This window comes from Micromonospora globbae (genome assembly GCF_003610785.1).
In the GTDB taxonomy this organism is placed as follows: domain Bacteria; phylum Actinomycetota; class Actinomycetes; order Mycobacteriales; family Micromonosporaceae; genus Micromonospora; species Micromonospora globbae.
The window spans coordinates 1-15,485 of record NZ_RAQQ01000029.1; the positions used below are offsets into that span (position 1 = coordinate 1).

Below are 15,485 nucleotides of genomic sequence, written 5' to 3' on the forward strand. Positions count from 1 at the left end.
CCCGTACGGCACCAGCACCGTCTGGAACCGCATCGGCACCAACCGCTGGGTCTCCGACGCGTACGTCCTGACCGGGCACAGCGGATACATCCCGGGCGTGCCCCGCTGCTGACGACGTCGGGCGGTCAGGTGGTGGTCCGGACGATCGCCGAGCACTCCCGGTCGACCTGGTCGGCGCTCGTGCAGGCCCGGAAGCGCACCTCGCTCCCCTCGTACATGTTCTTGTTGCAGTAGCCCCAGTCGCCGTGGTTGTTGACGCACTTGCCCTGCCGGTAGAGCGCGCCGCCGCGGTAGTTCCACCACCAGCCGACGGCCTGGGAGCCGTAGCTGAGCACCCAGACCACGTCGCCGTACGGTTCCCAGCAGGCGAGCGCGCTGTTCGTCCAGTCGAAGTCGCCGCAGACGACGTCGTCCGGCGGCGTTCCGGGGGTGGTGAAGTCGATCTCGTAGTCCACGGCGGCGGCCGCGGCGGCGCCGGGCGCGGAGCCGGGGACCGGAGCCGTCGCGGCGGTGGCCCCGACGGTGGGAACCGGGGCCGCGGCGGCCGGGGCGGTCCCGGCCGCGGTGAACGCCAGCAGGCCCGCCAGCACGGTGGCGAGGGAAGCGGTGATGATCCTTCGGTCGGTCATGGCACGAGGGTGCGGCGGGACTGTTTGGCCCGCGTTCGCGGCGGTGTTTGGCCGGGACGGTCAACCGGCGACGCGGTGGCGGAAACGCGGATGGGCCTCCCGCAGCAGCGCCTCGATCAGCGGGGTCCACGTGTCCTCGCCGGTCGCCGCGCCCAGCACGACGAGGGCGCGAGCCTGCTCCAGACGGCAGCCGAGGCGGTCGAGCAGGTCGGCGGCGCCCCGGGCGAGCCGGGCGGCGGCCGCGCGGTCCCCGAGACGGAGGGCCACCTCCGCGAGCACCGTCACGGCCATCCCCTCGTAGGGCCGGTAGCCGCACGCGCGGGCGAGCGTCGCGGCCTCGGCGGCGCTGCCCCGCGCGCGCTCCGCGTCGCCGGCGGCCAGGTACGCCCGGCCGAGGCCGAGCAGGGCGAGCGCGCGTCCCTGCGCCGCCTCCGCCCGTTCGGACAGGTGCCGCGCACGCCGGAAGTGCAGCACCGCGAGCCGCCGGTGACCGAGTTCGAGGCGTACGGTGCCGAGGCTGTGCAGCACCAGGGCCTGCGCGAACGGATCGGTCACCGTACGCAGGGCGGCCAGACCGGCGACGGCCGTGCGCACGGCGCCGGTCAGGTCGCCCTGGTACAGGCGGACCAGCGCGAGGTGCCCGGCCGCCGCCGCCCGGCCCTCCACGTCACCCAGCTCCTCGTACCGGGCGGCGGCCTGGCTCAACTGCCCGTGCGCCTGCTCCAGGCGACCCCGGTACAGGCTCAGCACGCCGAGGTTGATGCGCGCGGAGGCGGCCCCGCGCCTCGCCCCGGCACGCTCGTGCCGCCGCAACGCCGCCTCCAGGTCGGCCTCCGCGGCCTCCAGCCGCCCGGTGAGCAGCCGGATGACGCCGAGGTTGTTGAACGCCACCGCCACCTGGGCGGTGTCCCGGCCGCCGTACGCGGCGAGCGTCTGCGCCAGCTGGCGTTCCGCGGCGCGGGTCCGGCCCGTACGGGACAGCTGCACGGCGATCAGCGAGCGGGCGGAGAGGTCGCCCTCCGCCCACCCGATGCGGCGGCTGAGCCGCCGGCTCCGGGCCGCGTGCGCGATGGCCTCGCCGGGATGGCCCTGGAGCACGTGTGCGATGGCGAGGCTCAGCCGCAGCGCCGCGACGGCCCTGACCTGCCCCTCCGCCTCGGCGGCCCGCAGCCCGGCCCGGGTCACCGCCAGCCATCCGGCGATGTCCCGCGTGGCCAGGAACTTGACCCGGAGCCCGAGGGCCAGCCGCCAGGCCAGGTCGGGCGCGCCCCGGTCGGCCGCCGTGAGGGCCAGCGAGCGCAGGTGGTCGTACTCGCCGTCCAACCATTCGACCGCCTCGGCCGGACCGGCGAACACCGGCGGCGGGTCGTCGGTGTCGACGCGGAGCAACTGGGGTGCCAGGAGCCGGCTGGCGGCCCACACCCGGTCGAGGTACCAGCGGTGGACGCGCCGGACCGCCGCCTCCCGCTCGCAGGCGGGGTCGCGCTCGGCGGTGAGGTTCGCGGCGTACTCGTGCAGCAGGTCGTGCAGCACGAGACGCCCGCCGGGGCCGACGGTGAGCAGGTGCGCGTCGACCAGGCGGAGCAGCAGCGGCTCGACCTCGCCGGCCGGCCGACCGGTCAGCGCGACCGCCAGGGAGCGGTCGAACTCGCTCACCGGGAGCAGCCCGAGGAACCGGAACACGCGCTGGACGGGTGGCGCCAGCCGGCTGTACGAGTGGTGGAACACCGCGGTCACGCCGCTGGCGCTGTCGTCGCTCGTGTGCAGCAGCGGCAACCGCGACTCGCCGGCGAGCTGGTCGGCGCGGGCGGCGACCGGACGCGCGGCGGCGGGCAGGTCGACGGCGGCGATGCGCAGCGCCAGGGGCAGCAGCCCGCAGCGGCGGGCGAGGGCGCGGGCCGCGTCCGGCTCGGCGGCGACCCGCTCGGGGCCCGCGATCCGGCCGATCAGTTCGACGGCGTCGGTCTCGTCGAGGGCGTCGATCTCGACGCGCTCGGCGCCCTCGCGCACGACCAGGCCGAGCAGCCGCTCCCGGCTGGTGACGAGGACGCGCGTGTGCGGCCCGCCCGGGAGCAACGGCCGCACCTGTTCGGCGGTGCGGGCGTCGTCGAGGAGCACGAGCAGGCGCAGGTCCGCGGTGAGGGAGCGGAAGAGCGCGGCGGCCTGCTCCACGTCGGGTGGCACCTGGCGGGCCGGCACGCCGACGCCGGCGAGCAGGTGGCCGAGCGCGTCGCGCGCCGTCAGCTCCGGATCGGCGCCGTAGCCGTGCAGGTGCACGTAGAGCTGCCCGTCGGGGAAGGCGTCCGCGGCCGCGCGGGCCGCCCGTACGGCCAGCGTCGTCTTCCCGGCTCCGGCCATGCCGGAGATCACGGCGATCGCCGGGCCGGACGCCGGGCCGGTCAACAGGCGCGCGATGCGGGCGAGTTCCCGTTCCCGGCCCACGAAGTGCTGACCGACGGCGGGCAGTTGCCGGGGCCGGGGCGCCGGACCCGGCGGGACCGGGGGCGCGGTCACCGGCTCCGGCGCGGCGGCCGGTGGCGCGGCCGCCGTCACGGGCGCCGGCGGGGCGGCCAGCGCGGGATCGCCCGCGAGGATCCGCTGGTGCAGACGCTGCAGTGTCACGCCGGGCTCGATGCCCAACTCGGTACGCAGCAGCCGGCGCCCGCGCGTGAACACGTCGAGCGCGTCGGCGCGCCGGTCCGCCCGGTGCAGGGCGAGCATGAGCTGGGCCTGCAACCGTTCGTCGAGCGGCCGTTCGGCGGCCAGACGGTTGAGCTCGGGGAGCAGGTGGACGTGCCGGCCGAGCGCCAGGTCCGCCTCGATGCGCGCGGCCCGCGCCGCGGCGCGCAACTCCTCCAGGGCCGGGCCCTCGGCCGCGGCCAGCTCCTCGGTGACGTCGGCCAGCGCCGGTCCCCGCCACAGGCCGAGCGCCTCGTCCAGGAGCGCGGCGGCCACCGCCGCGTCGCCCGCGTCCAGCGCCGCCCGGCCCGCGGACGTGAGCGACCCGAACCGCACCGCGTCGACGGTCTCGCCGGGCACCTGGAGCACGTAGCCGGCCGGCCGGCGGACGATGACACCGGCGGGGAGGGACCGGCGCAGCAGCGACAGGTACTGGTGCAGCACCCGCCGGGCGGTGGGCGCCGGGTGGGTGCCCCAGGTCAGGTCGATCAGACGGGCGGCGGGGACCGGCCTGTTCGCGGCTACCGCCAGGGCGGCGAGCACCGTCCTCGGTTTGGTGCCCGACAGCGGGAGCCGGGTCCGGTCGTTCCACACCTCCACCGGACCGAGGATCCGAAACTCCACGCGCCAATCCTGGCACGGTCGTCGATGCCCAACCAGTTGATCGACGTCGTCGCAGGCAGGGGACCAGCGTGGGAAGATCTAAACAACCGGTCGCACACCACCGCAACAGTCCGCCCGCATCGTCCTTCCGGAAACCCCCTCCAGGAAGGCGACGACATGCACCGAATGCTCCACAGGGGACGGCGCGGCCACCTCCGGCGCCGCGCCGTCCTCGCCGCGCTGCTCGCCCTGACGTCGATCGGCGTGACGGTCACCATGGCCGCGCCGGCCCAGGCGGCCGAGCCGCGCGGCACCCGGATCAGCCGCGCGGAGATCATCGTCCGGGCGTACGACTGGTGGCAGCGCCGGATTCCCTACGACCAGGAAGCCTCGGCCACCGACGTCGAGGGCGTCCGCTACCGCACCGACTGTTCCGGGTTCATCTCGATGGCCTGGCGGCTGTCCAGCAGCCGGACCACCGACACCCTCGACGACATCTCCACCCCCATCTCGAAGGCGAACATGCAAGAGGGCGACATGATGATGTGGGACGGCGCTGGCACCGATGGGCACGCGGTGCTCTTCGAGAAGTGGGCCAACGCCGAGAAGACCCGGTTGTGGATCTTCGAACAGGCGAGCACGGCGGAGGACATGAACCACCGTGAGGCGGCGCTGTCGGAGTTCTCCCACATGACCGCCTACAAGTACGGCGACGGCGACGGCGCGGCCGACTCGCGTAACGAGTCGTTCAACCAGGTCGCGGGCACCGAGGTGCCCAACCCGGGAATCTCCGCCCCGGCCTGCAACTCACGGACGCTGCCGCTGTTCCGGCTCACCGGCTACCGCAACGTCGAGATGAGCTACCACAGCTGCATCCGGGCGGAGTCGTCCACCACGTTGACCGGGTGGATCGCCGTCTCCTGGCGACCGTACTCGGGCACCGACGACGACAGCACAGTCACCGTCGGCACCAAGTTCGACGGCTTCGGGATCCATCCGCAGTTGCAGGTGGACGACATCACCAAGAAGGAATGGGAGTGCTGGGTCGGCGGTGACATCAACGCGGCGGCCTCGGGCGTACGCGGCTGCTCGTTCTCCGCGACCCGCCCGACCAGCGGAACCGTCACCGTGGACGGGTTCCTGAACTGGGACGAGAACAACGACGGTCTGTTCGCGTTCGGCCCGCACTACGTCTACGGCAGCCCGGTCCTCTGACCGGCTCCCACGAGTGGCCGGGGTCCCCGTGGACCCCGGCCACGCCGGCTCCACCCGTCGTTCCGGCTCAACCCTTCTGCTTCTGCTGGCACGGCACGCAGAACCGGGCGTGCGGCAGGATCTCCAGCCGCTCGGTCGGGATGTCACCCTGGCAGCGCTCGCAGACGCCGTAGGTGCCCTCGGCGATCCGCCGCAGCGCGCCGGAGATCTGCTCCAGGCTCTGCCGGGTCGCGGCGATGAGGGCCGACTGGGTGTGGGCCTGGTTGGGGTCGCCGGTGTCCGCGGTGAGTTCGGTCAGTCTCGCCGTCTGGACCTCGAACTCCTGGCTGAGGGACGCGTGCAGGTTGTCGAGCCGGTCCTGGTCGGCCCGTCGGTGGGTGCCGGTGCTCATGATGGTTCTCCTTGTCCGGATAACGAAAAAGGGCCGAAGCTGTGAAGCTTCGCCCCTGGCGTCCGTTGCGTGATGTGACGGATTCGCCGGTGGGCCACGACCCGGAACGGGGCTCGGCAGCCCCTGGGTGACCGGGGTGGGCACGATGCGCGCACCGGCGCAGCGGCCCCCCGGCAGCGCGGCCCGGACCGGCCGGTGGGCAGCCGGCATCACCGTCAGCAGCGTGACGGTTGCGGCATCCTCACGGACCGGTGGCATCCGACCACCATAGGTGGCCGCCGCGAGAATGCCAACCGGCTTCGGCGGTATCACCCGGCCAGGGCCGGGATCGGCTCGGCCGGACGCAGCCGGCCCCGGGCCACCAGCTCGACGGTGATCACGACGGCGACGGCCTCCACGGCGAGCAGCCCGACGAGGACGAACAGCTGGGTCACCCCGGCCTCGACGGGGCTCGCACCGCCCAGCAGGACCCCGACGAACGCTCCCGGCAGGGTCACGAGCCCGACCGTACGGGTCTGGTCCAGCGCCGGGATCAGCGCCTGAGCGGCCGCGTCGCGGCACACCAGCAGCACCGCGTCCCGGGGCGACAGTCCGAGCGCGAGGGCCGCCTCCACCTCGCCCCGCCGGCCGGTCACCTCGTCGAGCGCCCGGCGCCCGGCCAGCGAGGTGGCGGTCATCGCCCCGCCGATCAGGATGCCCGCCACCGGGATGATCGCTATCCCGCGCAGGGGGACGAGGCCGGCGGCCAGCAGCGCCGCCACCACGGCGAGACTCCCCGCGACGATCGGGACCGCCGCCCACCAGCCTCTCGTACCGCTCGTGATCCGGCGGGCCGCGGTGCCGGACGCGACCGCGCACATGAGCACGACGAAACCGGCCGTCGCCGGGAGGGAGGCCACGATCGCGGCGATGAGCAGCGACACGGCGGTCAGTTGGGCGGCCGCGCGGACGGCGGCGACCACGATCTGGCGTCCGTGCCCGAGCCGGCCGATCCTCGCCACGGCCGCCGCGGTGGCGGTCAGCGCGGCGAGCGCCACCCAGAGCTTCGGCCCGAGCACCAGCATCGTCGAGGACATGGGCACGAGTCTTCCGGCCGCCGAGCGGCACTGCACGGGTGGGTGCGGCGTGACCCGGCCGGCGTAGGTGGTGGCGCCACCCGCGCGCGGGGGTCAGCCGACGGAGAGGCCGGTGGGCAACGGCAGCGTGGGAAGGGACGGCAGCGGCAGGGACGGCAGGCCGCTCGGATGCAGGGGAAGCGACGGGAGAGGCAGGATGTGCGGTGATCCGGGCGTGGACGACGACGGTGCCGGCGGTGGCCCGGACGGGGCAGGTGGTGCCGGGGCGGTTCCGGTGGGGTCGGGTGCGGGGGCGGTCGGCGCCGAGGAGCCCGGAGCGGGGTCACTGGCCGGAGTGCGCGGGAGAGCGGGTACGGCCGCGACCAGGTCGCGCTCCAGCGCGTCGAGTTCGGCGCGCAGCCGGGCGGCGACGGCCGGATCGTCCACGCCGGCGAGGTCCCGACGGGCCTGGACGAGCAGCGCGCGCGCCTCGTCGAGGCGGCCCTCCGCAACGGCCGTGCGGGCCTGGGCCAGCGTGTTCTCCACGCCGCGCACCTGCGCCTGCTCGGGGTAGAGCACGCGGGTCAACGACCACAGTGGGCTGGAGGGTCCGGCGTTCCGGCTGCCCAGGCCGAGCCCGGTGGCGACCGCGAGCAGTGCGATGACGGCGGCGGCGACGCGCAGCGCTCCCCGACCGACCGGCGCCGCACCGATGGCGGGCAGCGGGGCGGCCGCCTCCGCCCCCGCGCGGATCAGCCGCTTCTCGGCGTCGCTGTCGACGTCCGTGCGCCAGGCGGCCAGCATCGCGGCGACCTGGTCGCCGGCCGGCGGGGGCTCGCCGCGGCCGAGGGCGTCGAGGAGCGCGTCGTCCCGGGCGATCGTCGCCAGGTCCAGCTCCTCACCGCCCTCGCGGTGCTGCCGCTCCGTCATGCCGCCACCTCGCCGAGTGTGTCGCCCGCCAGCGTACGGAGGCGGGCGAGCGCGCGGGACTGGGCCACCCGGACCGCGGCGGCGGACATGCCGACGATCGCGCCGACCTCCTCGGCCGGAAGACCGACCGCCACCCGGAGGACCACGATCTCCCGCTGTGTCTCGGGCAGCTGGTCCAGTAGGTCCGAGAGCCGGCGGGCCAGGTCGGTGGCCACGGCCCGCTGCTCCGGCCCCGGTTCCGAGTCCGCGGTCTCCGGCGGCGGCTCCGTGGTGGTGACCGAGGCCGCGCGGACCGCCGCCCGCTGCGCGTCGGCCACCTTGTGCCCGGCGATGGCGTAGACGAACGCGGAGAACGGCACGCCCTGCTCCCGGTAGCGGGGCAGTGCCCGCAGGACGGCGAGGCAGATCTCCTGGGCCACGTCGTCGGCCGTGGTGTACGCCCCGCCGACGCGGCCCAGCCGTGCGCGGCAGTAGCGCACCAGGCCGGAACGGATGTCGGCGAGCAGCGTCGCGGTGGCCGCCCGGTCACCCTGGGCGGCCCGGTGGACGAGTTGGGGCTCGATGGTGGTCGTCATCGCGTCGGGGGGCACCTTCGTTACCGGCCGGTTAACGGGCACGCTATCGAGCCGCCTGCCGATTTGCCTAGCGCACGGTCGGTGACGTCGCGGTGTCGGAAAGAAGTGTGTTGCGTCCGGACGGTCCGCCGCGATGTCACCAGTAGCGACGGGAGGAGGCGACCATGGGCGTCGAGGTGGCCGTGCGGGGGCTCACCAAGTCCTTCAATGGCCAGCCCGTCTGGTCCGACGTCAGCCTCACCCTGCCGGCCGGTGAGATCTCGGTGCTGCTCGGCCCCTCCGGCACCGGCAAGTCGGTGTTCCTCAAGACCCTGGTCGGGCTGCTGCGCCCCGACCGTGGCTCGATCCTCATCGAGGGGCTCGACCTGCCCCGGCTCTCCGAGCGCGCCCTCTACGAGGTCCGCAAGCTGTTCGGCGTGCTGTTCCAGGACGGCGCGCTGTTCGGCTCGATGACCATCTACGACAACGTCGCCTTCCCGCTGCGCGAGCACACCCGCAAGACGGAGGCGGAGATCCGCGCCGTGGTCACCGAGAAGCTGGACATGGTCGGTCTGATCGGCGCCGAGCGGAAGCTGCCCGGGGAGATCTCGGGCGGCATGCGGAAGCGGGCCGGCCTGGCCCGGGCGCTCGTCCTCGACCCGCAGATCATCCTCTTCGACGAGCCCGACTCCGGGCTGGACCCGGTGCGTACGGCGTACCTCAACCAGCTGATCATCGATCTCAACCAACGGACCGAGGCGACGTTCCTGATCGTCACCCACGACATCAACACGGCCCGCACCGTGCCCGACAACATCGGTCTGATCTACCACGGTCACCTGGCCATGTTCGGGCCCCGGGAGATGCTGCTCTCCAGCACCGAACCGGTCGTGCGGCAGTTCCTCAACGCACAGCGGATCGGTCCGATCGGCATGGCCGAGGAGAAGGACGCCGAGGAGCTGGCGGCGGAGGCGCAGTCCGGGGCCGAGCTGCCCCCGCTGCCGCCGATCCCGCTCCAGCTACCGCCGTCCGACGGGCGGCCGCGCCGGGCCGAACGACCGCCGGGGCAGTGGTGCCGTGAGCACGGGGTCACGCCGCCACCCGGCTCGTTCGCGGACGGGGCGGGGGCGTCGCCCCGCGCACGCGAGCCCGAGCCCGCGGGTGGGCCGGCCGGTACGGGAGGTGGGGCCCGGTGAGCACCGCGGTCGACGTCGTCCGCCGGTCCGGCGAGTTCTTCGCGTTCTGCCTGGACACCCTGCGTGGGCTCGGCCGCAGGCCCGTGCAGGTACGGGAGTTCGTGCAGCAGGCCTGGTTCATCAGCTCGGTGTCCATCCTGCCCGCCGCGCTGGTGTCGATCCCGTTCGGGGCGGTCATCGCGCTGCAACTCGGCTCCCTGGTGCGGCAGCTCGGCGCGCAGTCGTTCACCGGCGCCGCCTCGGTCCTCGCCGTCGTCCGGGAGGCCGGGCCGATCGTCACCGCGCTGGTCATCGCCGGGGCGGGCGGCTCGGCGATCTGCGCCGACCTGGGCGCTCGGAAGATCCGCGAGGAGCTGGACGCCATGCAGGTCCTCGGCATCGACCCGATCCACCGGCTGGTGGTGCCCCGGGTGCTCGCCTCGATGCTGGTTGCCGTACTGCTCAACGGGCTGGTGAGCGTCGTCGGCGTCAGCGGCGGGTACGCCTTCAACGTGCTGTTGCAGGGCGGCACACCGGGCGCGTACCTGGCGAGCTTCCAGGCGCTCGGCCAGCTGCCGGACCTGGTGGTCGGCGAGGTGAAGGCGCTGCTGTTCGGTGCCGCGGCGGCGCTGGTCGCCTCGTACAAGGGGATGACCGCGAAGGGTGGGCCGAAGGGCGTCGGCGACGCGGTGAACCAGAGCGTGGTCATCACGTTCATGCTGCTGTTCGCGCTGAACTTCCTCGTCACGGCCGTGTACTTCCAGGTCGTACCGCAGAAGGGAAGCTGACGTGGCGCTGCTGCGACTCCTCGACGGGCTGGGCGGGCAGCTCGCCTTCTACCTGCGGGCGTTCGCCTGGAGCCCGCGCACGCTGCGCCGCTACAAGCGCGAGGTGGTACGGCTGCTCGCGGAGATCAGCTTCGGCAGGGGCGCCCTCGCGGTGCTCGGCGGCACCGTCGGGGTGATCTGCTTCCTCACCTTCTTCACCGGCACCGAGGTGGGATTGCAGGGCTACCAGGCGCTCCACCAGCTCGGCAGCAGCGCGTTCACCGGATTCGTCTCCGCGTACTTCAACACCCGGGAGATCTCGCCGCTGGTGGCGGCGCTGGCCCTGTCGGCCACCGTCGGCTGCGGGTTCACCGCACAGCTCGGCGCCATGCGGATCTCCGAGGAGGTGGACGCCCTCGAGGTGATGGGCGTGCCGTCGCTGCCGTTCCTCGTCACCACCCGGATGATCGCCGGCTTCATCGCCGTCATCCCGCTGTACGTGGTGGGCCTGCTCGCCAGCTACCTGGCCACCCGCACCATCGCCGTCTTCTACTTCGGACAGTCCGCCGGCACGTACGACTACTACTTCCACCTCTTCCTGCCGCCCGGTGACGTCCTCTGGTCGTTCGGCAAGGTGCTGGTGTTCAGCGTGATCGTCGTGCTCGTGCACTGCTGGTACGGCTACACCGCGAGTGGCGGCCCGGCCGGCGTCGGCGTCGCCGTCGGGCGGGCGGTCCGGCTGGCCATCGTGGCGGTCAACGTCGTCGACTTCTTCCTGTCCCTGGCCATCTGGGGCGCCACCACCACCGTCCGGATCGCGGGGTGAGCATGAGACATCGTGTCCTCGGCATCGTGTTCATCGCCGTGCTGACCGCGGCGCTGACCGCCTCGGTGCTGCAGTACCGCAAGGCATTCACCCCCGTCGCCTGGGTCACCCTGCACGCCGACCGCGCTGGCCTCCAGCTCACGGAGGGCGCCGACGTGAAGGTACGCGGCGTGCTCGTCGGCGAGGTGCGTTCGGTGCGCGGCACCGGCCAGGGCGCCGTGCTACGGCTCGCGCTCGACCCGGCCCGCACCGGCCGGATCCCGGCCGACGTGACCGCCCGCCTGCTGCCCAAGACTCTCTTCGGCGAGCGCTACGTGGAGCTGGTCCCGCCGGCCGGCACGGACGCCGGACCGATCCGCGACGGCTCGGTCATCGGCCAGGACCGCAGCCGCACCGCGGTGGAGCTGGAGCGGGTGCTGGACGAGGCGCTGCCGCTGCTGCAGTCGATCCGCCCCGACCAGCTCGCCGCCACGCTCGCCGCGCTCGCCACCGCGCTCGAGGGACGCGGCGAGCAGCTCGGCGCGACCGTCGAGCGGCTGGGCGCCTACCTGCGGGAACTCAACCCGGCGATGCCCACGATCACCGAGGACGTACGGAAGCTCGCCACTGTGCTGGACAGCTACGACGCCGCGCTGCCGGACCTGCTCGCCCTGCTGCGCGACGTCACCGTCACCGCCACGACCGTCACCGACCAGCGCACCCAGCTCGCCGCGTTCCTCGCCGACACGACCGGAACGGCCGAGGTCGCCGAGGGCTTCCTCGACCGGCACGGCGACCAGCTCATCCGGCTCGGCGCGGTCAGCCGGCCGGTGCTGGAGCTGCTCGCCACGTACGCCCCCGAGTACCCGTGCCTGGTCGACGGACTCGTCGCGCTGCAGCCACGGGTGGAGGAGGTCTTCGCGGGCGGGCGGATGCACATCACGCTCGAGGTGACACGCGACGGCGGGCCGTACGAGCCGGGCCGGGACGAGCCCGTGTACGGCGCGCGGAACGGGCCCCAGTGCCACGGTCTGCCGCACCCGCCGGTACCCGCGCCGGAAGTGCCGGTCACCGACGGTTACGACTACTCGGGCGACCGGCCGCACCCGCTGCTGCACGTCGGTGTGCCGACCCGGGAGCCCGCGAAGCAATCCGCTGCCGCGCGGCCCGACCTGCCCGCCGACGGCAGCCTGCCCGTCGAGATGGGCCGGGCCGGCACCGACGAGGAGCAGGCCCTGGTCAAGCCGCTCGTCGGCGCGCTCACCGGCCTTCTGCCGGAGGAGGTGCCGGACGTCGCGGTCCTGCTGTGGGGGCCGCTGCTGCGCGGAGGGGTGGTGAACGCCCGATGACCGGGAAGACCGTCGCCCCGCTGGTGAAGCTGCTGATCTTCGCCACCGTCACGGTGCTGCTGACCGGGCTGCTGGCACAGACCCTCGGCGCGTTCCCCGCCGGCGGCGTCACCTATCGGGCCCGGTTCACCGACGTCACCGGCCTGCTTCCCGGCGACGACGTCCGGGTCGCGGGGGTGCGGGTAGGCAAGGTCACCGACATCCGCGTGGTCGACGACAGCGTCGCCGAGGTGGCCTTCACGGTCAGCGCCGACCTGCCGGTGGCCACCAGCGTCCGTGCCAAGATCCGCTACCGGAACCTGGTGGGCCAGCGCTACCTCGCGCTGACCGAGGGGCCGGGGGACGGCCGGCCGCTGCCCGCCGAGGGCCTGATCCCGCTCGCCCAGACCACTCCGGCGCTCGACCTCACCACACTGTTCAACGGGTTCCGGCCGCTGTTCACCGCGCTGGACCCGGACGACGTCAACAAGCTCGCCTACGAGATCATCCAGGTGTTCCAGGGCGAGGGCGGGACCGTGTCGAGCCTGCTGCAACGCACCGCCTCGCTGACCAACACCCTCGCCGACCGGGACGCCGTCATCGGCCGCGTGATCACCAACCTCAACCAGGTGCTCACCACCCTCGCCGGCCGGGACGCCGAGCTCGACCGGACGATCAGTCAGGTGCAGCAGTTCGTCTCGGGTCTCGCCGCGGACCGCACCGCCATCGGCGACGCGCTGACCAACCTCGGCGAACTCACCGACGTGACGGCCGGGCTGCTCCAGGACGCTCGACCCCCGCTCGCCGCCGACGTACGGGCACTGGGCGAACTCGCCGACACCCTCGACCGCAACGCCGCCGTCATCGACGGCACCCTCGGCCGGTTGCCGGAGCGGTACGAGTCGCTCACCCGGGTCGCCTCGTACGGCTCCTGGTTCAACTTCTACCTGTGCGACTTCGACGGGCGGGTGGCGGTCGCCGGCCACGCCCCACTCAACCCGGCGACCTTCAGCGCCCCGGCCGCCCGCTGCAGCTCCGGAGGAAGCCGGTGAGATCTTTCCGCGAACGCAATCCCGTCGTCGTCGGCGCGGTCGGGCTGACCGTGGTCCTGGCAGCCCTGCTGGGAGCCTTTCAGCTCGACCGGCTGGCCGCGCTCACCGGCCGGACGTACCAGGCCGCCTTCCGTGACGCGAGCGGGCTCGCCACCGGCAACGAGGTGCGGGTGGCCGGCGTACGGGTCGGCACGGTGACGGCGGTGGAACTCGCTCGCGGGTCGCAGCCGTACGTGCGGGTCCGGTTCCGGGTCGACGACGACGGCGTACGGATCGGCCGGGACACCGCCGCCACCATCCGCATCAAGACCGTGCTCGGTCAGAAGTACCTGGCCCTGGCACCGGCCGGACCCGGCCGGCTGCCCGAGGGCGGGCAGATCCCGCTCGATCGTACGGCCGCTCCGTTCGACGTGGTGCAGGCGGTCACGGGGCTGGCCGACACCCTCGACCGGGTCGACACCGACCAACTGGCCACCGCGTTCCGCACGCTCACCGACACGTTCGCCGACACCCCCGCCGGCGTCCGCTCGTCCCTGACCGGGCTCTCCCGGCTGTCGCGGACGGTCGCCGAGCGGGACGCGGAGCTGCGGTCCCTGCTCGGCCGCGCCCGTCAGGTCACCGACGTGCTCGCCACCCGCGACGAGGAGTTCCGCAAGCTGGTCGCCGACGGCGAGGCGCTGCTGGCCGAGGTCAGCCGGCGCCGGGACGCCATCCACCGACTGCTCGTCGGCACCGACGAGCTGGCCCGGGAGCTGTCCGGACTGGTGGCCGACAACCGCGCTCAGCTCGAACCGGCGCTGCGCAAGCTGCGCGACGTGGTGGCCGTCCTGCAGCGCAACCGCGACGAGCTGGAGCGGACCGTCCAGCGGATGGCCCCGTTCGTCACCGCCTTCGCCAACGTGGTCGGCAACGGCCGCTGGTTCGACTCGTACGTCAGCGGTCTGTTGCAGCCCTACGCGCCGACGGGAGGACGCTGATGCCGCACCCGATCCGAGGCTGGCGCCGGCCGGTGGCCGCCGCCACCGTGCTGGTGACCGCGCTCGCCGTGGGCGCGGTGCTGTGGCAGCGGCAGGAACCGCAGCGGCGGGTGGTCGCCTACTTCACCCGGGCCGTGGGCGTCTACCCCGGCTCCGACGTGCGGGTGCTCGGCGTCCGGGTCGGCGAGGTGGAGGCCGTCACCCCGCAGGGGCGGGTGGTCCGGGTGACCATGCGCTACGACCCGGCGGTGGCCGTTCCCGCCGACGCCCAGGCCGTGATCGTCCCGCCCAGCGTCGTGAGCGACCGGTACGTCCAGCTCACGCCCGCGTTCACCGGTGGCGCCGCGCTTCCCGACGGCGCCGAGATCCCGGTCACCCGCACCGCCGCCCCCATGGAGATCGACGAGATCTACCAGGCGCTCGACGACTTCAACCGGGCGCTCGGCCCGCAGGGCGCGAACGCGGACGGCGCGCTCTCCGACCTGCTCGCCGCCGGACGGGCCAACCTGGACGGGAACGGCGACGACCTTCACGAGACCCTGGACGGGCTGTCCCGAGCGCTCGACACGCTCTCCGACGGACGACAGGACCTGTTCGGGTCGGTGGCCAACCTGCAGCGGTTCACCACTGCGCTCGCGCGCAGCGATCAGCAGGTGCGGGGCTTCCAGCAGCAGCTCGCCGACGTGGCCGAGCAGCTCGCCGGGGAACGGGACGAACTGGCCGCGGCCCTGCGCAACCTCGCCGCCGCGCTGGCCGACGTCACCGCGTTCGTCCGGAGCAACCGCGACGAGCTGACCGGCAACGTCGCCGCGCTGGCCGACGTCACCGGCGTGCTCGTACGGCAGCAGAAGGCGGTCATCGACATCCTCGACGTGACGCCGCTGGCCCTCAACAACCTCGCGCTGGCGTACAACCCCCGTTCGGGGACGTTGGACACCCGGGACAACGTCATGGGCCCGTACGACCCGGCCGGCTTCGTCTGCTCCCTGATCGTCGACCAGCTCCCGGGCACCGAGGTGCCCGAGACCTGCAGGGCGCTGGCCCAGACCCTGCACGCCCGCGGACTTCCCATGACCGACCAGCTCCGCGGGCTCCTCAAGCTGCCGCCCGGCACCAGGTCGACCGGCTCGACACCACCGGCGAATCCTCCGGTCAGCTCCTCCTCCGGTGGTGCCGGCCCCGACCTGGTGCCGGGCGGCCCCGGCATCACCCGTGATCTCACCCTCGGCGGCATCCTGCGAGGTGCGTCGTGAGCGCGACGAGCAAGCTCGCACGGCGCGTCGCCGGGAACCGACGGCTGGCTCGCCCCCGCGCCGGGAGGGACA

Annotated in this window: 14 protein-coding genes; 8 read left to right on the forward strand and 6 right to left on the reverse strand. The window is 73.7% G+C overall.

Annotation, left to right across the window (positions count from 1 at the left end):
- Positions 1 to 125: 125 nt before the first annotated feature.
- The gene (locus tag D7I43_RS28465) at positions 126 to 629 is read right to left on the reverse strand and encodes a hypothetical protein (RefSeq protein ID WP_120331675.1); all 504 of its coding nucleotides are present in this window, start codon (positions 627 to 629) and stop codon (positions 126 to 128) included.
- A 60-nt stretch (positions 630 to 689) separates the two neighbouring features.
- Positions 690 to 3,932, reverse strand: coding sequence for an AfsR/SARP family transcriptional regulator (locus tag D7I43_RS34195; RefSeq protein ID WP_120331676.1), 3,243 nt, complete (start codon positions 3,930 to 3,932; stop codon positions 690 to 692).
- A gap of 156 nt (positions 3,933 to 4,088) precedes the next feature.
- On the opposite strand from D7I43_RS34195, the gene D7I43_RS28475 reads away from it, so the two are divergent.
- Entirely contained in the window at positions 4,089 to 5,126 is a 1,038-nt protein-coding gene (locus D7I43_RS28475; protein ID WP_147427313.1) for an NlpC/P60 family protein, read from the forward strand.
- Positions 5,127 to 5,193: 67 nt separating this feature from the next.
- Here D7I43_RS28475 and D7I43_RS28480 read toward each other — a convergent pair whose 3' ends face one another.
- The 4 genes from D7I43_RS28480 to shbA all read right to left on the reverse strand — a co-directional run bounded on the left by D7I43_RS28480 (position 5,194) and on the right by shbA (position 8,077).
- Entirely contained in the window at positions 5,194 to 5,517 is a 324-nt protein-coding gene (locus D7I43_RS28480) for a TraR/DksA family transcriptional regulator (protein WP_120331678.1), read from the reverse strand.
- A 308-nt stretch (positions 5,518 to 5,825) separates the two neighbouring features.
- Entirely contained in the window at positions 5,826 to 6,593 is a 768-nt protein-coding gene (locus D7I43_RS28490) for an ABC transporter permease (protein WP_240033208.1), read from the reverse strand.
- A gap of 93 nt (positions 6,594 to 6,686) precedes the next feature.
- On the reverse strand, positions 6,687 to 7,502 hold the full coding sequence (locus tag D7I43_RS28495; protein ID WP_120331679.1) for an anti-sigma-D factor RsdA: 816 nt from the start codon (positions 7,500 to 7,502) through the stop codon (positions 6,687 to 6,689).
- Entirely contained in the window at positions 7,499 to 8,077 is a 579-nt protein-coding gene (gene shbA / locus D7I43_RS28500) for an RNA polymerase sigma factor ShbA (protein ID WP_120331680.1), read from the reverse strand. The genes D7I43_RS28495 and shbA overlap by 4 nt, the downstream gene beginning before the upstream one ends.
- Positions 8,078 to 8,241: 164 nt before the next feature.
- Between shbA and D7I43_RS28505 the strand changes: the two genes are divergently transcribed.
- The 7 genes from D7I43_RS28505 to D7I43_RS28535 are packed head-to-tail and all read left to right on the forward strand — an operon-like array spanning position 8,242 to position 15,413.
- The gene (locus D7I43_RS28505; protein WP_120331681.1) at positions 8,242 to 9,252 is read left to right on the forward strand and encodes an ABC transporter ATP-binding protein; all 1,011 of its coding nucleotides are present in this window, start codon (positions 8,242 to 8,244) and stop codon (positions 9,250 to 9,252) included.
- Complete coding sequence (locus D7I43_RS28510; protein ID WP_120331682.1) at positions 9,249 to 10,019, forward strand: MlaE family ABC transporter permease; 771 nt, start codon at positions 9,249 to 9,251, stop codon at positions 10,017 to 10,019. Before D7I43_RS28505 ends, D7I43_RS28510 begins: the two co-directional genes overlap by 4 nt.
- A gap of 1 nt (position 10,020) precedes the next feature.
- Complete coding sequence (locus D7I43_RS28515) at positions 10,021 to 10,824, forward strand: ABC transporter permease (RefSeq protein ID WP_120331683.1); 804 nt, start codon at positions 10,021 to 10,023, stop codon at positions 10,822 to 10,824.
- 2 nt (positions 10,825 to 10,826) lie between these two features.
- Entirely contained in the window at positions 10,827 to 12,152 is a 1,326-nt protein-coding gene (locus D7I43_RS28520) for an MCE family protein (RefSeq protein ID WP_120331684.1), read from the forward strand.
- On the forward strand, positions 12,149 to 13,183 hold the full coding sequence (locus D7I43_RS28525) for an MCE family protein (protein ID WP_120331685.1): 1,035 nt from the start codon (positions 12,149 to 12,151) through the stop codon (positions 13,181 to 13,183). The genes D7I43_RS28520 and D7I43_RS28525 overlap by 4 nt, the downstream gene beginning before the upstream one ends.
- Positions 13,180 to 14,160, forward strand: a complete 981-nt coding sequence (locus tag D7I43_RS28530; protein WP_120331686.1) for an MCE family protein — start codon at positions 13,180 to 13,182, stop codon at positions 14,158 to 14,160. The genes D7I43_RS28525 and D7I43_RS28530 overlap by 4 nt, the downstream gene beginning before the upstream one ends.
- Entirely contained in the window at positions 14,160 to 15,413 is a 1,254-nt protein-coding gene (locus tag D7I43_RS28535; RefSeq protein ID WP_120331687.1) for an MCE family protein, read from the forward strand. Before D7I43_RS28530 ends, D7I43_RS28535 begins: the two co-directional genes overlap by 1 nt.
- Positions 15,414 to 15,485 lie beyond the last annotated feature (72 nt).

Bases quoted from the DNA above. Each gene is read 5' to 3' on its own strand.
- D7I43_RS28465 (WP_120331675.1), bottom strand. From the start codon at position 629: ATGACCGACCGAAGGATCATCACCGCTTCCCTCGCCACCGTGCTGGCG.
- D7I43_RS28475 (WP_147427313.1), top strand. From the start codon at position 4,089: ATGCACCGAATGCTCCACAGGGGACGGCGCGGCCACCTCCGGCGCCGC.
- D7I43_RS28480 (WP_120331678.1), bottom strand. From the start codon at position 5,517: ATGAGCACCGGCACCCACCGACGGGCCGACCAGGACCGGCTCGACAAC.
- D7I43_RS28490 (WP_240033208.1), bottom strand. From the start codon at position 6,593: ATGTCCTCGACGATGCTGGTGCTCGGGCCGAAGCTCTGGGTGGCGCTC.
- D7I43_RS28495 (WP_120331679.1), bottom strand. From the start codon at position 7,502: ATGACGGAGCGGCAGCACCGCGAGGGCGGTGAGGAGCTGGACCTGGCG.
- shbA (WP_120331680.1), bottom strand. From the start codon at position 8,077: ATGACGACCACCATCGAGCCCCAACTCGTCCACCGGGCCGCCCAGGGT.
- D7I43_RS28505 (WP_120331681.1), top strand. From the start codon at position 8,242: ATGGGCGTCGAGGTGGCCGTGCGGGGGCTCACCAAGTCCTTCAATGGC.
- D7I43_RS28520 (WP_120331684.1), top strand. From the start codon at position 10,827: ATGAGACATCGTGTCCTCGGCATCGTGTTCATCGCCGTGCTGACCGCG.
- D7I43_RS28525 (WP_120331685.1), top strand. From the start codon at position 12,149: ATGACCGGGAAGACCGTCGCCCCGCTGGTGAAGCTGCTGATCTTCGCC.
- D7I43_RS28535 (WP_120331687.1), top strand. From the start codon at position 14,160: ATGCCGCACCCGATCCGAGGCTGGCGCCGGCCGGTGGCCGCCGCCACC.